Origin of the sequence: Cryobacterium sp. TMT2-18-2, from assembly GCF_004402245.1 — a bacterium.
In the GTDB taxonomy this organism is placed as follows: domain Bacteria; phylum Actinomycetota; class Actinomycetes; order Actinomycetales; family Microbacteriaceae; genus Cryobacterium; species Cryobacterium sandaracinum.
The window spans coordinates 1-21,108 of sequence record NZ_SOFU01000026.1 but is presented as its reverse complement, the minus strand read 5'-3'; the positions used below and the strand labels follow the sequence as shown (position 1 = coordinate 21,108).

20 protein-coding genes and 1 tRNA gene are annotated in these 21,108 nt (G+C 69.3%); 4 read left to right on the top strand and 17 right to left on the bottom strand.

Features of this window, described 5'->3' with window-relative positions; genetic code table 11:
- Positions 1-232: 232 nt before the first annotated feature.
- Positions 233-309, bottom strand: a tRNA-Pro gene (locus E3O22_RS08540).
- 238 nt (positions 310-547) lie between these two features.
- Between E3O22_RS08540 and E3O22_RS08535 the strand changes: the two genes are divergently transcribed.
- On the top strand, positions 548-1,141 hold the full coding sequence (locus E3O22_RS08535; protein ID WP_134395790.1) for a GNAT family N-acetyltransferase: 594 nt from the start codon (positions 548-550) through the stop codon (positions 1,139-1,141).
- 95 nt (positions 1,142-1,236) lie between these two features.
- On the opposite strand, the gene der is transcribed toward E3O22_RS08535, so the two are convergent.
- The 7 genes from der to E3O22_RS08500 form a co-directional block, all read right to left on the bottom strand.
- The gene (gene der, locus E3O22_RS08530) at positions 1,237-2,754 is read right to left on the bottom strand and encodes a ribosome biogenesis GTPase Der (RefSeq protein ID WP_134395788.1); all 1,518 of its coding nucleotides are present in this window, start codon (positions 2,752-2,754) and stop codon (positions 1,237-1,239) included.
- The gene (gene cmk / locus E3O22_RS08525) at positions 2,751-3,437 is read right to left on the bottom strand and encodes a (d)CMP kinase (protein WP_134395786.1); all 687 of its coding nucleotides are present in this window, start codon (positions 3,435-3,437) and stop codon (positions 2,751-2,753) included. The genes der and cmk overlap by 4 nt, the downstream gene beginning before the upstream one ends.
- Before the next feature lie 2 nt (positions 3,438-3,439).
- Positions 3,440-4,522 (bottom strand): prephenate dehydrogenase, encoded by a 1,083-nt coding sequence (locus E3O22_RS08520; RefSeq protein ID WP_134395784.1) that lies wholly within the window; start codon positions 4,520-4,522, stop codon positions 3,440-3,442.
- A 19-nt stretch (positions 4,523-4,541) separates the two neighbouring features.
- A complete protein-coding gene (locus tag E3O22_RS08515; protein ID WP_134395782.1) occupies positions 4,542-5,339 on the bottom strand; it encodes a pseudouridine synthase in 798 nt (265 codons plus the stop codon).
- On the bottom strand, positions 5,336-5,896 hold the full coding sequence (locus tag E3O22_RS08510) for an SMC-Scp complex subunit ScpB (RefSeq protein WP_241976580.1): 561 nt from the start codon (positions 5,894-5,896) through the stop codon (positions 5,336-5,338). Before E3O22_RS08510 ends, E3O22_RS08515 begins: the two co-directional genes overlap by 4 nt.
- Before the next feature lie 61 nt (positions 5,897-5,957).
- A complete protein-coding gene (locus tag E3O22_RS08505) occupies positions 5,958-6,767 on the bottom strand; it encodes a ScpA family protein (protein ID WP_134395781.1) in 810 nt (269 codons plus the stop codon).
- Complete coding sequence (locus E3O22_RS08500; RefSeq protein WP_241976582.1) at positions 6,751-7,638, bottom strand: ParA family protein; 888 nt, start codon at positions 7,636-7,638, stop codon at positions 6,751-6,753. The genes E3O22_RS08505 and E3O22_RS08500 overlap by 17 nt, the downstream gene beginning before the upstream one ends.
- A 185-nt stretch (positions 7,639-7,823) precedes the next feature.
- Between E3O22_RS08500 and E3O22_RS08495 the strand changes: the two genes are divergently transcribed.
- Together E3O22_RS08495 and E3O22_RS15890 are read left to right on the top strand one after the other, a co-directional pair.
- Entirely contained in the window at positions 7,824-9,095 is a 1,272-nt protein-coding gene (locus E3O22_RS08495; RefSeq protein ID WP_241976579.1) for a glycosyltransferase, read from the top strand.
- Between the two features lie 32 nt (positions 9,096-9,127).
- A complete protein-coding gene (locus E3O22_RS15890; RefSeq protein ID WP_166784599.1) occupies positions 9,128-9,907 on the top strand; it encodes a PIG-L family deacetylase in 780 nt (259 codons plus the stop codon).
- A gap of 563 nt (positions 9,908-10,470) precedes the next feature.
- On the opposite strand, the gene xerD is transcribed toward E3O22_RS15890, so the two are convergent.
- The 9 genes from xerD to E3O22_RS08445 form a co-directional block, all read right to left on the bottom strand.
- Positions 10,471-11,577 (bottom strand): site-specific tyrosine recombinase XerD, encoded by a 1,107-nt coding sequence (gene xerD, locus E3O22_RS08480; protein WP_370448437.1) that lies wholly within the window; start codon positions 11,575-11,577, stop codon positions 10,471-10,473.
- 22 nt (positions 11,578-11,599) lie between these two features.
- Positions 11,600-12,226 (bottom strand): NUDIX hydrolase, encoded by a 627-nt coding sequence (locus E3O22_RS08475; RefSeq protein ID WP_134395847.1) that lies wholly within the window; start codon positions 12,224-12,226, stop codon positions 11,600-11,602.
- A gap of 55 nt (positions 12,227-12,281) precedes the next feature.
- Entirely contained in the window at positions 12,282-14,030 is a 1,749-nt protein-coding gene (locus E3O22_RS08470) for a CTP synthase (RefSeq protein ID WP_134395774.1), read from the bottom strand.
- Between the two features lie 11 nt (positions 14,031-14,041).
- On the bottom strand, positions 14,042-15,739 hold the full coding sequence (recN, locus tag E3O22_RS08465; RefSeq protein WP_134395772.1) for a DNA repair protein RecN: 1,698 nt from the start codon (positions 15,737-15,739) through the stop codon (positions 14,042-14,044).
- 9 nt (positions 15,740-15,748) lie between these two features.
- Positions 15,749-16,669 (bottom strand): NAD kinase, encoded by a 921-nt coding sequence (locus E3O22_RS08460; RefSeq protein WP_134395770.1) that lies wholly within the window; start codon positions 16,667-16,669, stop codon positions 15,749-15,751.
- A complete protein-coding gene (locus E3O22_RS08455; protein ID WP_134395845.1) occupies positions 16,666-17,472 on the bottom strand; it encodes a TlyA family RNA methyltransferase in 807 nt (268 codons plus the stop codon). Before E3O22_RS08455 ends, E3O22_RS08460 begins: the two co-directional genes overlap by 4 nt.
- A gap of 86 nt (positions 17,473-17,558) precedes the next feature.
- On the bottom strand, positions 17,559-17,729 hold the full coding sequence (locus tag E3O22_RS15885) for a hypothetical protein (RefSeq protein ID WP_158252131.1): 171 nt from the start codon (positions 17,727-17,729) through the stop codon (positions 17,559-17,561).
- 10 nt (positions 17,730-17,739) lie between these two features.
- Positions 17,740-18,771, bottom strand: a complete 1,032-nt coding sequence (locus E3O22_RS08450) for an HAD-IIA family hydrolase (RefSeq protein WP_241976578.1) — start codon at positions 18,769-18,771, stop codon at positions 17,740-17,742.
- Positions 18,746-19,576, bottom strand: a complete 831-nt coding sequence (locus E3O22_RS08445; RefSeq protein WP_241976577.1) for a hypothetical protein — start codon at positions 19,574-19,576, stop codon at positions 18,746-18,748. Before E3O22_RS08445 ends, E3O22_RS08450 begins: the two co-directional genes overlap by 26 nt.
- Here E3O22_RS08445 and E3O22_RS08440 point away from each other — a divergent pair.
- A complete protein-coding gene (locus E3O22_RS08440) occupies positions 19,541-20,482 on the top strand; it encodes a hypothetical protein (RefSeq protein ID WP_134395767.1) in 942 nt (313 codons plus the stop codon). The genes E3O22_RS08445 and E3O22_RS08440 overlap by 36 nt on opposite strands.
- Positions 20,483-21,108 lie beyond the last annotated feature (626 nt).

Genomic DNA, 21,108 nt, shown 5'->3' with positions numbered 1-21,108 from the left:
GGAACCGATACTGCCCGAGAGGGCAAAACACCCAGCATCCGAGACAATCCGGCGCGCGTGAAAACGCATGAAAACACGCTCAGCAGCCGAGAGGACAACCACAACTCAAGAATCGCGACCGGAATCGGACGCGAGAAGCCCCTAAACCAGAAATCGCTCCTGAGAAGCCTCAGGAGCGATTTCTTTTTGTTTCGACCGGACCGTTTCGTGAAGAGTTTCGCGAACGGCCCTTTGGTCGGGCTGACAGGATTTGAACCTGCGACCCCTTGACCCCCAGTCAAGTGCGCTACCAAGCTGCGCCACAGCCCGCCGCTCCCGCAACGATTCCAGCGAACAGAACCAGCAAGAGACAACTTAAATATCTTACCGCGTCCCGGGAGCGCTTGCGGACACCATCCGTCGCTTGAGCGCGGAATCTGCGGGCCGGTGTCCTCATGGTGCGCGCCAGCGTTACGCGGGGGCCGCCCCGCTTCGCGGGTGGCGTGCCACGCGCGAAGCGGCGCACGTACAGCGCGGCGGTGCGACTCTGCGTGCGTAGCGTGAGTGCATGCCAGCAGAGCGCGAAGTCAGGGTCGAAGCCGTCGCATCCGTGCCGTGGGAAGACGTAAGCCTGGTGTTCGGCACCCGCGGCGACCCCGCGCGGTGCTGGTGCCAGTACTTCAAGCTGGCGAACCGGGAGTTCCAGAACGCCACCTCGGACGCGTGTGCCGGGATGCTGCGGGAGCAGGTGCAGGCCAGCGCCCCCGGACCGGGCGTGATCGCGTATCTCGACGGGGAGCCGGTCGGGTGGTGCGCGGTCGAGCCCAAAATGGCGTATTCGAGACTGCAACGGGCGAAGGTGGTCACGGAGGGCAGTCGGCAGGAGCCCGACGACGCATCCGTGTGGGCGGTGACGTGCTTCGTGGTGCGGGTCGGGTATCGGCGGCGCGGGGTGGCGGCGGCGCTGCTGCGCGGGGCGGTCGCGCAGGCCCGCGGCGGCGGTGCCCGGGTGGTGGAGGGGCAACCGGTGGATGTGGCGCTGCGCCCGAAGGCGCCGTCGGCGGACTTGTACCACGGCACCATGTCGTTATTCGCTGCGGCCGGGTTCGTGGAGGTGGCGCGGGTGCGGAAAGACCGGGTCGTGATGGAACTCGGGGTGTAGACGACAGGAAAGGCCCCAGCCCGGAGATGAGACATCTCCCGGTCGGGGCCTTTGGTCGTGGGGAACGCTGGGCGTGCAGCGCTGAGCGGCTAGCGCTAGCGCTTTCGCTTCTCGCGCACGCGCATGCTGATGTTGATCGGGCTTCCCTCGAAGCCGTAGACCTCGCGCAGGCGACGCTGGATGTAGCGTCGGTAGCCCGGGTCGAGGAACCCGGTGGTGAAGATGACGAAGGTCGGCGGGCGGCTGGACGCCTGGGTGCCGAACAGGATGCGAGGCTGCTTGCCGCTGCGCACAGGGTGCGGGTGCGACGCGGCCAGCTCGGCGAGGAACGCGTTGAACTTGCCCGTGGCGATGCGGGTGTCCCAGGCCTCGAGAGCGGTCTCGAGGGCCGGAACGAGCTTCTCCATGTGGCGGCCGGTCTTGGCCGAGATGTTCACGCGCGGAGCCCAGGAGACGTGTGCCAGGTCCTGCTCGATCTCACGTTCCAGGTAGCGGCGACGGTCGTCGTCGATCTGGTCCCACTTGTTGAACGCCAGCACGAGGGCGCGCCCGGATTCGAGCACCAGGTCGATCACGCGCACGTCCTGCTCGCTGATCACCTCGGTCACGTCGATCAGGACCACGGCCACTTCGGCCTTTTCGAGGGCGGCGCTGGTGCGCAGCGAGGCGTAGAAGTCGGCACCCTGAGAGAGGTGAACGCGACGACGGATGCCGGCCGTGTCGACGAAGCGCCACACCCTGCCGCCAAGCTCAACCTGCTCGTCGACCGGGTCGCGCGTGGTGCCGGCGAGCTCGTTGACGACAACGCGCTCCTCGCCGACGACCTTGTTCAGAAGGCTCGACTTGCCCACGTTCGGTCGGCCGAGGATCGCGACGCGGCGGGGTCCGCCGACTTCCTGCTTGGCGACGGCGGAGATCTCGGGGAGTTCCTCGAGGATCGCGTCGAGCAGGTCGGCGACGCCGCGGCCGTGCAGCGCCGAGACGGGCCAGGGCTGGCCGAGGCCGAGCGCCCAGAGGCTCGCGGCTTCCGGCTCCTGGCGAATGTCGTCGACCTTGTTGGCGACGAGGAAGACGGGCTTGCCGGCCTTGCGCAGCAGGCGCACGACGGCCTCGTCGGTGGAGGTGGGGCCCACGTTGGCGTCGACGACGAACATGACGACGTCGCAGAGTTCGATGGCCAGCTCGGCCTGGGCGGCGACGGATGCGTCGATGCCCTTGGCGTCGGGTTCCCAGCCGCCGGTGTCGACGAGGCTGAAGCGGCGTTCGTGCCATTCGCCCTTGTAGGTGACGCGGTCGCGGGTCACGCCGGGAGTGTCCTCCACGACGGCCTCGCGGCGGCCGAGGATGCGGTTCACGAGCGCCGACTTGCCCACGTTCGGGCGGCCGACGATGGCGATGACCGGCAGGGCCGGCAGGTACTGGATGGCGTCGGGGTCTTCCGTCACCGTGTCGAGAACGTCGAAGTCCTCGTCATCGAGGTCGTACTCGTTGAGTCCCGTGCGGAGCGCGGCGGCGCGTTGCGTCACCAGGTCGTCGTCGAGGTCGTCCAAGCGCGTTACCAGCTCGGTGTCGAGGTCGGGGATCGTGTCGTCGAAGTCGTTGTTGTTGGTCATGCGATGGCCTCGCGGTATGTATTGATGACGTCGAGGACCGCGTCAATGGTCTGTTCGAAGTCGAGATGGGTGGAGTCGACGGTGGTCACACCGTCTGCGGCGCTCATGAATTCGACTACCTGTGAGTCAGCGTGATCCCTGGATCGCAGCTGTTCCGCCACGGTATCAGCCGATTGGGTCGGTATTTCCGCAGAGCGCCTAGCCATTCTAGCCTCCTCGGAGGCCGTGAGCAGTATGCGGATCTCCGCGGTGGGGGCCACGACGGTGGTGATGTCCCGACCCTCGATCACGATTCCGGTGCGCTTCGAGCTCGCCGCGATGGTGCGGAACAGCTCCGTCAGGTGAGTGCGCACCTCCGGGATGCGGGCCACGGAGCTCACGATCGCGGAGACGGCGGGATCGCGGATCGCGTCGGTGACATCCGCCCGGCCGACCCGCACGAAGTACTCGTCGGGGGCGATACCGATGGTGTAGTCGAAGTCGCCCAGGGCGGCCACGACGGCTTCGGTGTTTTCCGCGTCGATCCCCCGGTCGCTGACGAACCAGGCGAAGGCCCGGTACGCGGCGCCCGTGTCGAGGTAGTCGAAGCCGATGCGCCGGGCGGCGGCGCGGCTGACGCTGGACTTGCCGCTGCCGGCCGGCCCGTCGATGGCGACGATGTGGGGGCTTGAGTGACGACCCATGATTAACCAGCAATCCGCCAGCCGCGGGCGGCCAGCTCTTCGGTGAGGCGACCAACGGCCTCAGGGAGGACAGAAATTTCGGCCAGGCCCAGCTGGGCGCCCGGCGAGTGCTCGAGGCGGAGGTCCTCGAGGTTGACCCCGACCTCGCCGATCTCGTTGAGGAGTCGGGCCAGCTGCCCTGGGGTGTCGTCGACCATGACGCTGAGCGACACGAAACGGCGGTCCTGGCCGTGCTTGCCGGGCAGGCGCGCGACGCCGGCGTTGCCTCCGGCGAGTTCCTCGGCCACCTTGCGGCGGGCGCCGGGTGCGGCGGGGGCCTCGAGGGCGTCGATGAAACGGTCGAGGTCGACGCGGTAGGCCAGCAGGATGTCCCGCACGGGTTCGGCGTTCGCGCCGAGGATCTGCACCCACAGCTCGGGGTCGCTGGCCGCGACGCGGGTCACGTCACGCAGACCCTGGCCGGCGAGGTTCAAGGCCGAGCCGGCGGAATCCGTCAACCGGCGCGCCATGATCGTGGAGACCACCTGCGGTACGTGGGAGATCAGCGCCACGGCCCGGTCGTGCTCCTCGGGGCTCATCTCGACCAGGATCGCGCCGAGGTCGAGGATCAGATCGTCGATCGCGGTGGCCTGCTGGTAGCTGATCGCGTCGTGCGCGGCCACCACCCAGGGGCGGCCGACGAAGAGGTCGGCGCGGCCGGCGAGGGGTCCCCCGCGTTCGCGGCCGGCCATCGGGTGACCGCCGATGTAGCGGGACACGTCCGCCCCCAGTGCGCGGAGCTCCTGCAGCGGGGCCAGCTTGACGCTGGCGACATCCGTCACGATCGCCCGCGGGTAGGCGGCCAGTTCGCGCGCGACGGTCTCGGCCGTCACGTCGGGCGGCACGCAGACCACGATCAGTTGCGGCAGGTCGCCGGCCGTGGCGGCCCGGCCGGCACCGTAGTCGACCGCGATGCTGAGGTTGGTCGGGGACGCGTCGGCGAGGATGACGTCGATTCCGCGCGCGCGCAGGCCCAGGCCGATGCTGGTGCCGAGCAGGCCGGCGCCCACGACGCGCACGGGCCCGATCAGGCGAGATTCAACCACTGGAACTCCTGACCAGGGCCTAGATCTTGGTTTCGGCCCGCGACACGGTGAGCAGCTGCCCGAGTTCGACCTTGGTCAGGTCGCGCACGGCGCCCACCCGGAGCGTGCCGAGGTGCAGCGGGCCGAACTGGCGGCGCACGAGGTCGACGACGGGGTGGCCGACGGACTCCATCATGCGGCGCACGATACGGTTGCGGCCGGAGTGCAGGGTGAGCTCGACCAGGCTGAAGCCGTCACCGGGAGGGCTGGTCAGGATGCGCGCCTTGTCGGCGGAGATGGGCCCGTCGTCGAGTTCGATGCCGCTCTGCAGCAGCTGGATGGTCTGCGCCGACACGCGGCCCTCGACCTTGGCGATGTAGGTCTTCAAGACCCCGAACGACGGATGCGCGAGCACGTGCGCAAGATCGCCGTCGTTGGTCAGGATCAGCAGGCCGCTCGTCATCGCGTCGAGGCGGCCCACGTTGAACAGGCGCTCGTCGAACTGGTCGGTGAACTCGCGCAGGTCGGGGCGTCCACTCTCGTCCTGCATCGACGAGACCACCCCGACGGGCTTGTTCAGCATCACGTAGCGGCGGCTGGTGTCCAGCTGCACGGCGACGTTGTCGACCATGATCAGGTCGGAGTCGGGGTGGATCCGGCGGCCCAGCTCGGTGACGACCTTGCCGTTCACGCGCACGCGGCCGGCGGCGATCATCTCCTCGGAGACTCGGCGGGAGGCGACGCCGGCGGAGGCCATGACCTTCTGCAGGCGCACGCCGTCGGCGGCGGCCTCGAGATTGGTGGGTGTCCCCTGAATCCCCTGATTGTCGTTAGTCATGGCAGTTCCTCAAATCCGTTCGCGCCGTCATTGAGCAACGGCGATAGGTAGGGCAACTCGTCGAGCGAGTTGATTCCAAGCTGGGCTAGCAGAAGGTCTGTGGTGCCGTAATTGATCGCACCGGTCTCACTGTCGGTGAACGCTTCGGTGATCAGACCGCGGCCGAGCAGCGTGCGCACGACCGAATCCACATTAACGGCACGAATCGAGGCTACAGCCCCGCGGCTGATCGGTTGCTTGTAGGCGATCACGGCGAGGGTCTCCAGGGCCGCCTGCGACAGCCGGCTCGGGTTCTGGGTGACCACGAAGTCGGCCACAGTCACATCGTGCTCGGGCCGCACGTAGATGCGCCAGCCGCCGGCCACCTCGCGCAGCTCGAAGCCGCGGCGCACGGTGCCGGCGAGGCCGTCGAAGTCGGCCACGAGCCGGGCGACGGATGCCCGCACCTCCGCCAGCGTGCCATCGACCGCCGCGGCGAGCTGCAGCAGCCCCTGCGGTTCGTCGGCGACCATCAGGATGGCCTCGAGGGTGCGCTCGAGCGGGGGTTCTGTGTTCATAGTCGTGTCACTGCTCATAGTCGTGTCACTGCTCATAGTCGTGTCACTGCTCATAGTCGTGTCACTGCTCATAGTCGGCTCCGAGGTTGGCGAGGGTGTCGTCGGTCCAGGTCTCGGCACTCCAGTGCAGGCTGAGGTCGCCGAGCGGCACGAGCTGGTCGAAAGAGATGGCGTCGAGGCGGTACAACTCGAGCACGGCCAGGAAACGGGCGATCACGACGCCCTTCACCTCGGCGCCCACGATCAGCTCGCGGAACGTGAGCGTGTCGGCGGCGCGCAGCATCCGTACCACGTAGGCCGCCTGTTCACGGATGCTGACCAGCGGCGCATGTAGGTGGTCGAGCCCCACGCCGGGCAGAACCCGAGGGGTGAGTGCGAGGGCGGCCAGGGCGGCGAAGTCACCGAGGGAGAGAGTCCAGACCAGCTCGGGGGTCTGGCGACGGAATTTCTCCTCCAGCCGCACCGCCCGCACGTGCCGGGTGGACTCGGTCTCGAGCCGGCCCTGGAACCAGGCGCTCGCGCTCTTGAAGGCTCGGTACTGCAGCAGCCGGGCGAACAGGAGGTCGCGGGCCTCGAGCAGGGCCACGTCTTCGGCGTCGACAAGCTCACCCTGCGGCAGCAGCCCGACGACCTTGAGGTCGAGCAGGGTGGCCGCAACCACCAGGAACTCGGTGGCCTGGTCGAGCTCTTCGTCCTGGTCGAGGCCGCGCAGGTAGGCGATGAACTCGTCCGTGACCCGGCTCAGGGAGATCTCGGTGATGTCGAGTTCGTGCTTGCCGATCAGGGACAGGAGCAGGTCGAACGGACCCTCAAAGTTGCCGAGGGCGACCGAAAACGACTTCGGTGCGGCCGCGTCAGGCGACGGCGCCACGCTGGATCAGTTCCCGCGCCGCCTGCTTGTAGGCCTTGGCGGCCGCGTGCTCGGGTGCGAATTCGGTGATCGGGACGCCCGCGACGCTCGCGTCGGGGAACTTGACCGTGCGGCCGATGACCGTCTCGAGCACACTGTCGCCGAACGCGTCGACGACCCTCTCGAGCACCTCGCGGGAGTGCAGGGTGCGGGAGTCGAACATGGTCGCCAGGATGCCGTCGAGTTCGATGGCCGGGTTGAGCCGGTCCCGCACCTTGTCGATGGTCTCGATCAGGAGCGCCACACCGCGGAGGGCGAAAAACTCGCACTCGAGCGGGATGAGTACGCCGTGGCTGGCCGTGAGCGCGTTGACGGTGAGAATGCCCAGCGATGGCTGGCAGTCGATCAGGATGACGTCGTAGTCGCCGGAGATCTTGCGCAGCACTCGGGCCAGGATCTGCTCGCGGGCGACCTCGTTGACGAGGTGCACCTCCGCGGCGGACAGGTCGATGTTGGCCGGGATGATGTCGAGGTTGTGCACCGACGTCTTCTGGATGGCGTCCTGCGGGCTGACCGAGCCGCTCAGCAGAAGGTCGTAGATGGTGGTGACGTCGTGGGTGGGCACACCGAGACCGGCGGAGAGGGCGCCTTGCGGGTCGAAGTCGATGGCGAGCACGCGGCGGCCGTAGCCGGCGAGGGCGGCCCCCAGGTTGATGGTGGTCGTCGTCTTGCCGACGCCGCCCTTCTGGTTGCACAGCGAAATGATGCGCGCCGGGCCATGACTGGGCAGAACCGCGGGTTCGTCGAAGTCGCGCTTGGGTCGGCCCGTCGCACCGACCGGTACCTCGTCTAAACCGGAAAGTCGTGTCCGGTCATCCTGCTTGCGCGCCACTGAGATGTCCTCGATCCGTCTTACACCTGTCACTGTCTCCACTGTAGCGATCGGATCGGGCATGTTGCGGCACGGATCGCCGAAAACCGCAGGTCTGCCGCGCGAATCCGGCGTTTCCGGGTGCCTGGGCGGTCTCAAATCTTGGGAGCAGGGTCGGTCACAGCCTCGTGCGTTAAGATTTCCGAGTGCCTCAGCTACTCACTCCCCTCCGTATCGCGCTCGTTTGCCTGCACACCTCCCCGGGCGCCGAGCCCGGCTCGGGCGACGCGGGCGGAATGAACGTGGTCGTGCGGCACCAGGCGGAGGCTCTGGCATCCGCCGGCCACCACGTCGAGATCCTCACCCGCCGCTCCTCCCCCGGGTCGGAGACCGCGCAACTGAGCCCGGGCGTGACGCTCCGCTTCCTCGACGCCGGACCGGCCCGTCCCGTGCCCAAGGGCGACCACGAGGGGTTCATCGACGCGTTCCGCGTGCAGATGGATGCGCTCGGTCCGTACGACGTCATCCACTCGCACCATTGGTTCTCGGGCATGGCGGCGCTGCCGCTCGCGCGCCGCCGGGGCACCCCGCACGTGCAGAGCTTCCACAGCATCGCCGCCGACGCGTCGACGCCGTTGTCGGCGGGCGAACGCCCCGAGTCCCCCGGGCGTATGGCCGGCGAGGCCTGGCTGGCGCACGAGTCGGATGCCCTGGTCGCCATCAGCGAGGCCGAGGCCGACACCATCGTGCAGCGGCTCGGCGGTGCGCCCGAGCGCATCTCGATCGTGCTGCCGGGGGTGGACGGCCTTCTGTTCCGGCCCACGGACATCCGGAATGTCGGTGCCGCCGGGGCTGGGGCTGCCGAGCTTTCTGGACCGATCGACATCCGCGGGTACGCGGTCGTCGCAGGGCGCCTGCAGCCGCTGAAGGGCCTCGACCTCGCGATCGAGGCGATCGCCGCCGTGCCGGAGCCGATCCGGCCCGAACTCGTGATCGCCGGCGACGCGTCGGCCGACTACGACGGCTATATCGACGAGCTTCGGTCCCTCGCGGCCCGGCACGGAATCGAGCGCAATGTGCGTTTCGTGGGTCCGCAGTCCCGCGTGGACCTGGCTCTGCTGCTGAGCGGCGCTCGGGTCGTGCTCGTACCCTCGCACAGCGAAACGTATGGGCTCGTGGCGCTGGAAGCGGCCGCGAGCGGTGTTCCCGTCGTCGCCGCGGCGGCCGGCGGACTGCGCGAGGCGGTGCTCGACGGCGACACCGGCGTGGTGCTTGCCTCGCGCGACCCGAAGGTCTGGGCCGGCGCGCTCACGCAGATTCTCTCGAACCCCGCGTTCGCCCGGCGTCTGTCGCTCGCCGCGCGCGAGCGGGCCGAGCACCTGGACTGGCCGCGGTCGGCAGAAGGCCTCGTGACCGTGTACCGGGCGCTCATGCGCCCCGGTGCCGGCGACCGCCGCCCCTCGCTGCTCAGCGCGTGAGTCTGCTAGACGGAGTTCCCAGTGTTCTGTTCGTGCACGCTCATCCCGATGACGAAACCATTGCGACGGGTGCGCTGATTGCGGAAGTGGTGGCCCGGGGCATCCGGGTGTCGCTGCTGACCGCCACACGCGGCGAGCAGGGCGAGGTCGTGCGCGGGCCGCTGTCGGTGCTCGAGGGCACGGATGCGCTCACCCGGGAACGCGAACGGGAGCTCGCCGGTGCCGCGGCGGCCCTCGGCATCGACGGGCGGTTCTGGCTGGGAACGCCGCCCGCGCGCGCCGCGGGCCTCGAGCCGCGCGCGTACCGGGACTCGGGCATGACCTGGATCCGTCCGGGGCTGGCCGGGCCGGCCGACGACATCGACGGCGACGCCCTGGTGCGGGCGCCGCTCGGCGACGTGACCGCGGATGTGGCCGCGCTGATCGGGCAGCTTCGGCCTGCCCTCGTGATCAGCTACGACAACGCTGGCGGGTACGGGCATCCGGATCACGTCCGCATGCACGAGGCGGCGGTTGCCGGTAGTCGTTTGGCGGGGGTCGCGTTTGCCGAGGTGGTGCAGGTGGGGGTGGATGGTGCTCCATCGGGTGCGGGTGCCGCGGGTACTGCCGGTGCGGCGGGTGCTGCCGGTGCTGCCGGTGCTGCCGATGCTGCGGGTGCTGCCGAGTGGTTCGACCTGTCGGCGCACCTCGCGACGGTCACGGCTGCCCTGCGCTGCCACGCGAGCCAGCTCACCGTCGACGGTGACCACATCGTGCACTCCGGCGGGCAGCGCGAGCCGATCATCACCGTGGTGGGGCTGCGGCTGCTCTGAGGTCGGCCGCACCGACCTGCGCCCGTCTGCGGGGTCTGCGCTGGCTTCCGCTGGTCAGCCGCCGGCCTGGTGTGTGGCCCCTCGTGCATCACTCCTGCAAATCCTGCGGAATAGGCCCGAAAACACGGTGGAACCGGCTCCCGGCAGCCAAATTGCCGGAGTTAGCCAGGGAGGGCGCCGAGACTCCGACGGCTGACGACGCGGGTGACGGATGCCCCGCGCGGCGGATGCCCCGCGCGGCGAACCCGACCGCAACTGTTGCCGTTCCGGACAATTGTTGCCAGTACGCGGGCAACAGCTGTCCGGAACGGGAACAGTTAGGCGGGGTTGGGCTACTTATCCCGGACCGGCGGGGCCGCCGCAGCCGCGAGCGTGGGCGGCAATCGGCATCCGTCGTCACGTAACTTCGGAGAAAACGCGAGATGCAGCCTTCGGTGGCCGCTTGAACGGAATGTCCCGGAAAGCTCAAACGTCAGCGGCGCGCGGCGGCCCCGGCCGCGACTGTTGCCGTTCCGGACAATTGTTGCCAGTACGCGGGCAACAGTTGTCCGGAACGGGAACAGTTAGGCGGGGTTGGGGTCCGGGTGCGGCGAGAGCGGCGAGACCGGCGAGAGCGGCGAGACCGGCGAGACCGGCGGGACCGGCGGGACCGGCGGGACCGGCGAGACCACGGGCGCCGTGCGGGACACCCGCGCCCGCGGATGCGCCGTCGTGTACATGTCGCGCAGGGTATCCGCGGTGACGAGCGTGTAGATCTGGGTGGTGGCCACCGAGGAGTGGCCGAGCAGCTCCTGAACCACGCGCACATCGGCCCCGCCCTCGAGCAGGTGCGTCGCGAAAGAGTGCCGCAGCGTGTGCGGCGAGACGTGCCCCTCGAGGCCGGCGCGTTCGGCCGCGGCCCGGATGATCAACCACGCGTTCTGCCGGCTGAGCCTCCTGCCGCGCAGTCCCAGGAACAGGGCCGGCGTCGCCGGTCCACGGGCGGAGAGCAGCGGTCTCCCCCGCACCAGGAACGTGTCGATGGCCGCGCGCGCGTAACTGCCGACCGGCACGATGCGCTGCTTGTCGCCCTTGCCGGTGAGGCGCACCACCTCGGGATCGAGCACATCGTCCACATTGAGGTTGACCACCTCCGAGACGCGGGCGCCCGTGGCGTAGAGCAGCTCGAGCAGCGCCTTGTCGCGCAGGTTGTGCACCTCGTCGCCGTCGGTCGCCGCGAGCAACAGCGTGACCTGCTCGATCGAAATGGCCTTGGGCAGCCGGGTGCCGAGCTTCGGCGGCTTGGACTCGTGGGCGACATCCGTGTCGACCACGCCCTCCTCGAGCAGAAATCGGTGAAACCCGCGAACGGTCGAGAGGATGCGCGCGATCGACGCCGCGGTCAGCGGCGACTCCTCGCGGGATCCCAAGAACCGCACGTAGTCGGAGATGTGCTGCCGGGTGACGTCGGCCAGCCCGGTCAGGTGCGCGTCCGCCAGCCACCGGCTGTAGATGGCCAGGTCACGCCGGTAGGCGGCCACCGTGTTGGTGCTCAGGCCGCGTTCGATCGCGATGTGCCGCAGATACGAGTCCACGGCCGCCGCAACGACCCCACCGGCAACTCCCGGAGCAGGCGGACCGCCCACACCCGTGACGCCCCGGCCAGCAGGAACACCGGCCGCACCGCTCACACCACCAGTCGAGGCCAACCGGTCACACCGTGTGGTCCCAATTGACCGGATGCCGCGGCCACGGCTCATCCGCCGCCCCGAGAGTGCTCCAGCCACGCGCGCGGGCTGCCTGGGCGGCGAGCACCCCGATCACCAGGGGCGGGTTCTGCACCCGGCGGGCCAGCACGGCATCGACACAGTCATCGAGCGGCACCCAGCGCACCTCGATGTCGGCTTCCTCCTCGGTACGTTCGAAGACCTCCGGAGCCGCGGCGAGGCCGCGCGCCAGGTAGATGCGGATGACCTCGTTGCTGCCGCCGGGCGAGGTGGCGAACTCACCGAGCACATTCCACTCGGTGGCGACGAGGTCGGCCTCCTCGGCCAGCTCGCGCTGGGCTCCGACGAGCGGATGCTCGCCGTCTTCGTCGAGCAACCCGGCCGGCAGCTCCCAGTCGCGCGTGCGCACGGGGTGCCGGTACTGCTTGATCAGCAGCACCTGGTTGTGCTCGTCGAGGGCGAGGATCGCCACGGCGCCCGGGTGGTCCAGGTACTCGCGCATGATGCCGGAGCCGTTATAGCCGAAGGTGTCGCGGCGGACATCCCACACCTTGCCGTCGAAGGCGATCTCGGTGGCTGTGACCGGGGCGAATGCGGGCTCGTCCGCCAGCATGGACGGGTCCGAGCCGGTGGAGTTGTCGGCGCTGACCGATCCCTCGGCCACGGCGTCAGACAACTGCCGGGACGTCGAGATCGTCGACGGCGTCGGACGCTTCGACCTCGAACAGGCGGCTGGCCTGCTGGCGGGCCAGGGCCGCGCTGATCAGGCCACGGAACAACGGATGCGCGTGGCTGGGCCGGCTGCGCAGCTCCGGGTGCGCCTGCGTACCGACGTAGAACGGGTGCTCCTCGCGCTTCAGCTCGACGTACTCGACCAGGTGGCGGTCGGGTGAGGTGCCCGAGAACCACAGGCCGGCATCCGCGATCTGAGAGCGGAACGCGTTGTTGACCTCGTAGCGGTGGCGGTGACGTTCGGACGCCTCGGAGGCACCGTAGAGCTCGGCCACGATGGATCCCTCGGCCAGGGCGGCCGGGTAGAGGCCCAGGCGCATGGTGCCACCCAGGTCGCCGCCCGCGATGATCTCGACCTGCTCTTCCATGGTCGCGATCACCGGGAACTCGGTGTCCTCGTCGAACTCCGAGGAGGATGCGCCGGTGAGGCCGGCCTTGTTGCGGGCGTATTCGATGACCATGCACTGCAGGCCCAGGCAGAGGCCGAGCACGGGGACGCCGTTCTCGCGGGCGAACTTGAGGGCGCCGAGCTTGCCCTCGATGCCGCGCACGCCGAAGCCGCCGGGAACGCAGATGCCGTCGAGCTCTCCGAGCAGGCGGTTCGCGCCCTCCTCGGTCTCGCAGTCGTCGGAGGCGATCCAGGTGACTTGGACCCTGGTCTGGTTGGCGAATCCGCCGGCGCGCAGCGCTTCGGTGACCGACAGGTAGGCGTCGGGCAGGTCGATGTACTTGCCGACCAGTCCGATGGTGACGGTGTGCTGGGGCTCGCGCACGGCGTCGAGCACCTTCTGCCAACCGGTCCAGTCGACGCTGGTGACGGGCAGGCCGAGATGGTCGGTGATGTACTTGTCCAGGCCCTGGTCGTGCAGCATGGTGGGGATCTCGTAGATGCTCGGCACGTCGACCGCGTTGACCACGGCGTCTTCATCGACGTCGCACATCAGCGCGATCTTGCGCTTGTTCGAGTCGGAGACGGGCCGGTCGCTGCGCAGCACGAGCGCATCCGGTTGGATGCCGATGGAACGCAGGGCGGCGACGGAATGCTGGGTGGGCTTGGTCTTCTGCTCCCCCGCGGCGCCGAGGAACGGCACCAGCGAGACGTGCACGAAGAAGACGTTGTTGCGGCCGAGTTCGTGGCGTACCTGGCGTGCCGCCTCGAGGAACGGCTGGGACTCGATGTCGCCGACCGTGCCGCCGATCTCGGAGATGATCACGTCGGGGCGTAGCTCGTCGCTGGCCTGCAGGCGCATGCGGCGCTTGATCTCGTCGGTGATGTGCGGGATGACCTGCACGGTGTCGCCGAGGTACTCGCCGCGGCGTTCCTTGGCGATCACCTGCGAGTAGACCTGGCCGGTCGTGACGTTCGCGGCCTGGTTGAGGTTGATATCGAGGAACCGCTCGTAGTGCCCGATGTCCAGGTCGGTCTCAGCACCGTCGTCGGTCACGAAGACCTCGCCGTGCTGAAACGGGTTCATCGTGCCGGGGTCCACGTTGAGATAGGGGTCCAGCTTCTGCATGACCACGCGGAGTCCGCTGGCCGTGAGGAGATTGCCGAGGCTCGCCGCCGTCAGGCCCTTGCCCAAAGAAGAAACGACACCACCGGTCACAAAGATGTGTCGTGTCGTGTCGTTGCGTACTGATTCGTCCGTGCTTTTATTTTCCACCACGGGCTTCGACTCTAGCATTGAGGGCTGACCTATTGGTTGGCGCGGGCGAGGTTCATGAGCTCCCGGGCATGTTCGAGTCCGCTCGCGGAATCGGGCAGGCCGGAGAGCAGGCGGGCCATTTCGGCGGCACGCTCGTCGCCGTGCAGCTGGCGCACGCTGCTGGCAGTGACGGAGCCGTCGCTGTCCTTGACGACGCTGAGGTGGTTGCCGGCGAACGCGGCCACCTGGGCAAGATGGGTGACCACGATCACCTGGGCGGTTTCGGCGAGCCGGGCCAGCCGGCGGCCGATCTCGATCGCCGCGGCGCCGCCCACCCCGGCGTCGACCTCGTCGAAGACGAAGGTCGGCACCGGGTCGGCCTGGTTGATGACGACCTCGATCGCAAGCATCACCCGGGACAGTTCGCCACCGGAGGCCCCGCGGGCCAGCGACCGTGGCTCCGCCCCCGCGTGCGGGCGCAGCAGAATCTTCACGAGGTCGCGTCCGGTGGCGGTGATCTCGGCCCGGCCGTCGACCTCGACCAGCAGCGACGCGTTCGGCATGGCCAGGGCGGCCAGTTCGGCGGTGACGGCCGCACCCAGGGCCTCTGCGGCAGCGCGACGGATGCCGGTGAGCTGGTCGGCGAGGCCGTCGGTCGACTGGCGTGCGGCATCCGTTTCGGTGCGGAGCGTGTCGATGCGGTCGGAGTCGCTGTCGAGTTCGAGCAGGCGGGCACTGCCGGTGTCGAGGGAGTCGATGGCTTCGTCAAGGCCGCCCGCGTACTTGCGGGCCAGGCCGGTGAGCTCCGAGCGGCGCTCCTGGACGACCTCGAGTTCGCGGGCACCATCGGCGTCGAGGCCGGCCAGGTAGCTGGAGAGCTGCGCGGCGATGTCGGCAACCAGGAAGCCGGCGTTCGCGAGTGCCTCGGCCAGGGGCGGCAGGGCCGGGTCGTGCTCGCCGGCCCGTTCGAGCTGGCGCCGGGCGGACTCGAGCAGGGCGACGGCGTCGGGCATCTCGTCGGGGTTCTCCTCGGCGGAGAGCAGCTCCCGGGCCTGGGCGGCCGCGATGCGCAGCTCCTCGAGGTTGCCGAGGCGTTCGGCGCGTTCGCTGAGCGACTCGTCTTCGCCGCGCTGCGGGGCGACGAGTTCGATCTCGTCGATGGCGGCACGCAGCGTGTCGGCCTCGCGGGCGCGCTGGTCCTGCTCGTCGACGAGTCGGTCGAGCTCGCCCTGGTGGCCCTGCCAGCGGTGGTAGGCCCGCTGGAACAGGTCGAGGGTGTCGGCGAGCGTCGGCCCGGCGAAGCGGTCCAGGGCTGCAGCCTGGGCGACGGCCGAACGCAGACGCACCTGGTCGGACTGGCCGTGCACGACCACGAGCTCGCCACCGAGGTCACTGAGCACGCCGGCGGGGGCGCTGCGCCCGCCGACCACGGCCCGGCTGCGTCCCTCTGCGGACACCGAGCGGCTGAGGATGAGTTCGGGTCCGTCGAGGTCTCCGCCGGCGTCCCGCACGCGGGTGGCGACGGTGCCGTCGGCGGGGATCAGCCAGCGGCCCTCGACCCAGCTCTGCGGCTGGCCCTGCCGCACCAGTCCGGGGTCGGCACGCTGGCCGAGCAGCAGGCCGAGGGCGGTGACGACCATGGTTTTGCCGGCGCCGGTCTCGCCGGTCACGGCGGTGAATCCGGGGCCGAGCGGCAGGGTGGCCTCGGCAATGACACCGAGGTCACGGATGACGAGTTCCTCGATCATGCGGAACTCCTATTCACGGCCGACCGGGCCTCTCCAGCCCGTGACGGGCAGGTTGAATTTGTTGACCAGTCGGTCGGTGAACGGGCCGCTGTGCAGGCGGGCCAGGCGAACGGGAATCGGTGAACGGCGCACGATCACGCGGGAGCCCGGCGGCAGGTCGTGCACGCGGCGGCCGTCGGCGCAGAGCACCGCGGCCCCGCCGGTGCGGGCGAGCACCTCCACGGCGAGCGACGAGTCCGGGCCCACGACGAGCGGGCGGGCGAAGAGGGCGTGGGCGCTGAGCGGCACCAGCAGCAGCGCGTCGAGCGTCGGCCAGACGATCGGGCCGCCACCCGAGAAGGCGTAGGCGGTGGAGCCCGTGGGGGTGGACATGACCACGCCGTCGCAGCCGAAGGAGGAGAGCGGGCGGCCGTCGACCTCGATGACGACCTCGAGCATCCGTTCACGGCTGGATTTCTCGACTGTGGCCTCGTTCAACGCCCAGGTCTCGTAGATCACCTGATCGCCGAGCTTGACCCGAACGGCGAGGGCCATGCGTTCCTCGACCAGGTAGTCGCGCAGCAGGGCCCGGCGCACGGCCTCACCGAGGTCGTCGCGCTCGCTCTCGGCGAGGAAGCCTACGTGGCCGAGGTTGATGCCGAGCAGTGGGGCCGAGCAGCCGCGCACGATTTCGGCGGCACGCAGGATGGTGCCGTCGCCGCCGAGCACGATCACGAGTTCGAGTTCGGTGGTCGCGACGCCCTCGTGCAGGATCGCGATCTGGTCGTCGAGGTCCGGGCAGTGCGCGAGCAGGTCGGCGCGCTCGTTGCGGGCCAGAACCGGCACGGCTCCGGCGGCCAGCAGCTGCTGGCAGACGGTGACGGCGGCCTCGAGGGAATCCGTGCGGCCGGTGTGCGCGACGACGAGGATGTTGCGTGGTGCTGCACTCATTTAGTCACTCCCACCAGCGCCGTTGTGCGTTCGATCCATTCTGTCGGATTGCTGCCGACCGCGCTCGACAGCCAGCACAGGTACTCGCGGTTTCCGGCGCCTCCGGCGATAGGCGAGGCGATCAAACCGTTCGTCTTGAGGCCGAGGTCCCACGCCGCCCAGAGCACACCGGCAATCGCGTCGGCGCGGAGGCCCGGATCGTGCACGATGCCCTCGCGGATACTGCCCTTGCCGACCTCGAATTGCGGCTTGATCAGCAGCACGAAGTCGGCACCGTCGGCGGCGGTCGCCACCAGGGCCGGCAGGACGGTGGTCAGGGAGATGAAGGAGAGGTCCGCCACGACCAGGTCGGCGCGCTGCGGCACGCCGGAGGCGGCCGCGATCTTCTCGGCCGTGGCGTAGCGCAGGTTGAACCCCTCGACGAGCACGAGTCGCGGCTCGGTCGCCAGCTGCGGGGCCAGTTGCCCGTGCCCCACATCCACCCCGATGACCTGGCCGGCGCCGCGTTCGAGCAGCACCTGGCTGAAGCCGCCCGTGGACGCACCGGCGTCGAGCACCGTGCGGCCCTCCACCGGAATGGCGAAGGCGTCGAGGGCGGCGATGAGTTTGTGGGCGCCGCGGCTGACGTAGTGGTCGGTGGCCGCCACCTCGATCAGCTGGGTGTCCCGCACCTTGGCGGATGCCTTGACGACGGGCGTGCCGTCGACCGTGACCAGTCCGCCCACGATCAGCTGCGCGGCGACGGTGCGGGACCGGGCCAGACCGCGCTCGGCGACGGCCGAGTCGAGGCGCTGGTCGGGCATCCGCTCGTCGGCAACGCCGGGGTCACTGGCACTGGTGTCGGGGGCGTCATCATCGGGGGCGTCCATCGGGGTTCCGTCGACGTCGGTCATGAGTGGCTCGCCCGGGGAACGTCTCCCCCTTCGAGGTGGCCCCGCAGCCCGTCGTGCTCCTGAACGTACGCGGCGGCGCGCTCCTCGAGGGGCCGGTCTTCGATCGCGGCGAGCCTCGCGGGAAGATCCTGGGTTACGTCGTCCGTCGTCACGTGGGGCTGATTCACCCTCTCCACGTTACCGTCCGAGATACAGTCGCTCCGGAACAGTGAGCCCGTAGATGGGCCGACCGGATGCCCAGATCGCGGCGCAGGCGGCGCGGAGCAGGTTGATCGCCCCGTCACCCTCGGCCACGATCGTGACGTCGGCGCCGACAATGCGCACCGTCGCCCCGTTCACCGTGGCGGAGGAGCCGTCCTTGGAGAACACCGTCTGCGGGTAGGGCTCGTGCAGCTGGCGCAGGTCGTCGAGGATATACGTCGGCCGCGACTGGGCGTCGGCGGCCAGGGTCTGCTTGGCCTTGTCGATGCCGGTGAGCACCAGTGCGGCCGGAATGCCGGCCCGGTTCGCGCCGAGGATGTCGGTGTCGAGGCGGTCGCCGATGAACAGGGGCGCCTGCGCATCGAAGCGGGTGACGGCCTCGGTGAAGATGGCCACCTCGGGCTTGCCGGCCACGATCGGCAGGCGACCGACGGCGATGTGCACGGCGGAGACGAGGGTGCCGTTGCCGGGCGCGATCCCCCGGGCCACCGGGATGGTCCAGTCGGTGTTCGTGGCGATCCACGGGATCTCCACTCCATCCTCGTTCGGGTGCAGGGCGAACGCGGCCTCGGCCAGGTCCTTCCAGCCGAGGTCGGGCGAGAAGCCCTGGATCACGGCGGCCGGAGCGTCATCCGCCGAGCGGGTGACGACGAAGCCACCCTTCTCGACCTCGGTCAGCAGGCCTTCGCCGCCGATCACGAGAATGCGCGATCCGGCCGGCACCTCATCCGCGAGCAGACGCACGGCGGCCTGCGGTGAGGTCACGACATCCGTCGCCACCGTGTGCAGGCCCAGTTCGGATAGGTGGTCCGCCACGGACTGGTCGGTGCGGGACGCGTTGTTGGTGAGGTAGCCGACCCGCATGGTTTCCGCCGCACGGTTCAAGCTCTCGACCGCGAACGGGATGGCCGCCGGACCGGCGTAGACCACGCCGTCCAGGTCGGCCAGAACCACGTCGACGCCGGTGAGCGGGGTGACCGGCTCAGGCACGCGGCGACGCCTGAGCATCGTGCTCCGCCTCGTCGGTGGAGTCGTCGGCGTCATCCGCGAACTCTTCGTCCGAAACGTCGGTCGCGTCGTCGTCGTCGGTGTCGTCGGGCTCTTCCTCGTCGATCTCGAGGATCTCCATGGTCTCGTCGAAATCGGTCACGCCGGACACGGCAGCGTCGGCCCGTTCGGCCCGCTCGTTCCACAGTTCGGCTGCGTCGTCGCGGCCCAGCTCGCCGAGAACCTCGGCGTAGGCGGCGAACAGCTCGGCGCTGTAAGAGAACGCGGTCTTCGGGTCCAGCTGCGGGATCTCGAGCTCGCTGAGCGCGGCCTCCGTCTCGCCGAGGTCCAGACGCGCCCCGGACATGGCGATCGCCAGGGCAACCTGAACGGATGCCGGCAGCGAGGCGCGCTCAACGGAGCGTCCCAGCTCTAGCGCCCGGTCCGGGCGGCCCACGCCGCGCTCACTGTCCACCATCAGCGCAAGCTGATCGTTGGAACCGGAGATGCGGCGATAGGTGCGCAGTTCTCGCAGCGCCAGGGCAAAGTCGCCCGTGGCGTAGGCGGTGATCGCGAGGCTCTCGCGCACTACGGCGATCCGGCCGGCACGACGGGCAGCCGACAGGACGTGGCGGTGAGCCAGCTCGGGGTCTTCGTCGATGACGCGGGCCGCCATGGCCAGGTGGCGGCCGACGGCCTCGGCGTTGTCCTTGCTGAGGGTCTTGAGCTCGTTGCGGGCGATCCGGTCGAGGTCCTGCGACGTGATGTCGTCGGGCAGCTCGGGGTCGTCGTGGCGCGGGCGCACCGAACGAAGCTCGCGCTGCATGCGCTGCTCTTCAGTCATCTCCTCTTCGACGACACGGGCATCGCGGTCACCGCGGGCCGGGGCACCGTCACGGGTCCACAGCTTCTTACCAGCGTCTCCGCGCGGAGCTCCGGCACGGTTCGGCGAACCGCCGCGCTGGGTCCAGGGCTTCTCGCCGCCCTGCTGCGGGCGATCGCTGCGCTCGGGACGGGCGCCGTCCTTGGCCCAGGGCTTGCGCTCCCCGCCGCCGGAGGGACGATCGGAGTTGCCCCGGTACGGAGGACGCTCACCCTGCTGCGGACGATCAGAGTTGCCCCGGTAGCCACCGGCAGAGGGACGGTCCGAGTTACCACGGTAGGGGGGACGCTCACCCTGCTGCGGACGCTCGGAGTTGCCCCGGTGAGGAGGACGCTCGCCACCCTGCGGGCGTTCAGAGTTGCCCCGGTAAGGAGGACGCTCGCCACCCTGCGGGCGTTCAGAGTTGCCCCGGTAGCCACCGGTAGCGGGACGGTCCGAGTTGCCACGGTAAGGGGGACGCTCACCCTGCTGGGGACGGTCAGTGTTGCCACGGTAAGGGGGACGCTCACCATCACGCTGGGGACGGTCCGAGTTGCCACGGTAACCTCCCGTGGCCGGGCGGTCGGAGTTGCCGCGATAGGGAGGACGCTCACCATCACGCTGGGGACGGTCAGTGTTGCCACGGTACGGAGGACGCTCACCACCGTTGGACGGACGCTCGGAATTTCCACGGTAACCGCCCGTGGAGGGACGATCGGAGTTCCCGCGGTAGGGAGGACGCTCGCCACCCTGCTTTGGACGCTCGGAATTACCGCGGTAAGGGGGACGCTCACCGTCACGCTGCGGACGGTCGGAACGGCCCTGGTAACCCCCGTTGGAACGACGATCGTCTCGTCCGCCGTCGCGTGATTCGTTGTCGTGCGTTCCTGAAGGGCTCACTGTGTCTCCTGTGTAATTTGACCTGTCATTTCGACAGACCTTTCAAGACTAACTCAACGCCAAATGACCACCCGTCTGGGAGGTCATTTTGGTCGATTCCGTTCACCTCCGGCGGTGTCATACCGGGCCGCGGCGAGTGTCCCCTTTCCGGTCGAGAGTGGTGGCTCTACGGGCACTTTCGACCGGACGGAGACACTCACTCCGGCTTACCGCAGGGAAATCACCTCGAGGGTGGCCAGCTGTCATCGGTGGAGGTGTGCCCTCCCCACGGGGTGGCGAGGTTCGTGCCGCCCGGTGTGGAGGTGAGCGCCCGGTGTGGAGGTGGGCGCAGGTAGAGCGTGCGTCGACTTTCAAAGGATGCGCCGGCGGGGCGGCTTGGCCGGGCCGTGTGTGTGTGGCTAACTCAGGATATCCGTTGCCCGCCGTGACCGGCTGCCGCGGATCGGTGCGGCACGGGTGCGGATGCCCGGTGCGGCCTGGTTGGATCTCCTGAGTTGGCCACGACCGCTACCGGATGGTGTGCCCCGCCGGGTGGGTGGGGCGGGGTGGTGGTTAACGCACAATGGCCACCCGTGAGGGTGGCCATTGTGTGTGTT

What these genes read in the sequence shown, in the direction of transcription:
- E3O22_RS08535 (WP_134395790.1), top strand. Translation starts at nt 548, where the DNA reads ATGCCAGCAGAGCGCGAAGTCAGGGTCGAAGCCGTCGCATCCGTGCCG.
- der (WP_134395788.1), bottom strand. Translation starts at nt 2,754, where the DNA reads ATGACCAACAACAACGACTTCGACGACACGATCCCCGACCTCGACACC.
- cmk (WP_134395786.1), bottom strand. Translation starts at nt 3,437, where the DNA reads ATGGGTCGTCACTCAAGCCCCCACATCGTCGCCATCGACGGGCCGGCC.
- E3O22_RS08515 (WP_134395782.1), bottom strand. Translation starts at nt 5,339, where the DNA reads ATGACTAACGACAATCAGGGGATTCAGGGGACACCCACCAATCTCGAG.
- E3O22_RS08510 (WP_241976580.1), bottom strand. Translation starts at nt 5,896, where the DNA reads ATGAACACAGAACCCCCGCTCGAGCGCACCCTCGAGGCCATCCTGATG.
- E3O22_RS08475 (WP_134395847.1), bottom strand. Translation starts at nt 12,226, where the DNA reads ATGCTGGCGGACGAGCCCGCATTCGCCCCGGTCACAGCCACCGAGATC.
- E3O22_RS08470 (WP_134395774.1), bottom strand. Translation starts at nt 14,030, where the DNA reads ATGCTAGAGTCGAAGCCCGTGGTGGAAAATAAAAGCACGGACGAATCA.
- recN (WP_134395772.1), bottom strand. Translation starts at nt 15,739, where the DNA reads ATGATCGAGGAACTCGTCATCCGTGACCTCGGTGTCATTGCCGAGGCC.
- E3O22_RS08460 (WP_134395770.1), bottom strand. Translation starts at nt 16,669, where the DNA reads ATGAGTGCAGCACCACGCAACATCCTCGTCGTCGCGCACACCGGCCGC.
- E3O22_RS08455 (WP_134395845.1), bottom strand. Translation starts at nt 17,472, where the DNA reads ATGCCCGACCAGCGCCTCGACTCGGCCGTCGCCGAGCGCGGTCTGGCC.
- E3O22_RS08450 (WP_241976578.1), bottom strand. Translation starts at nt 18,771, where the DNA reads ATGCTCAGGCGTCGCCGCGTGCCTGAGCCGGTCACCCCGCTCACCGGC.
- E3O22_RS08445 (WP_241976577.1), bottom strand. Translation starts at nt 19,576, where the DNA reads ATGCAGCGCGAGCTTCGTTCGGTGCGCCCGCGCCACGACGACCCCGAG.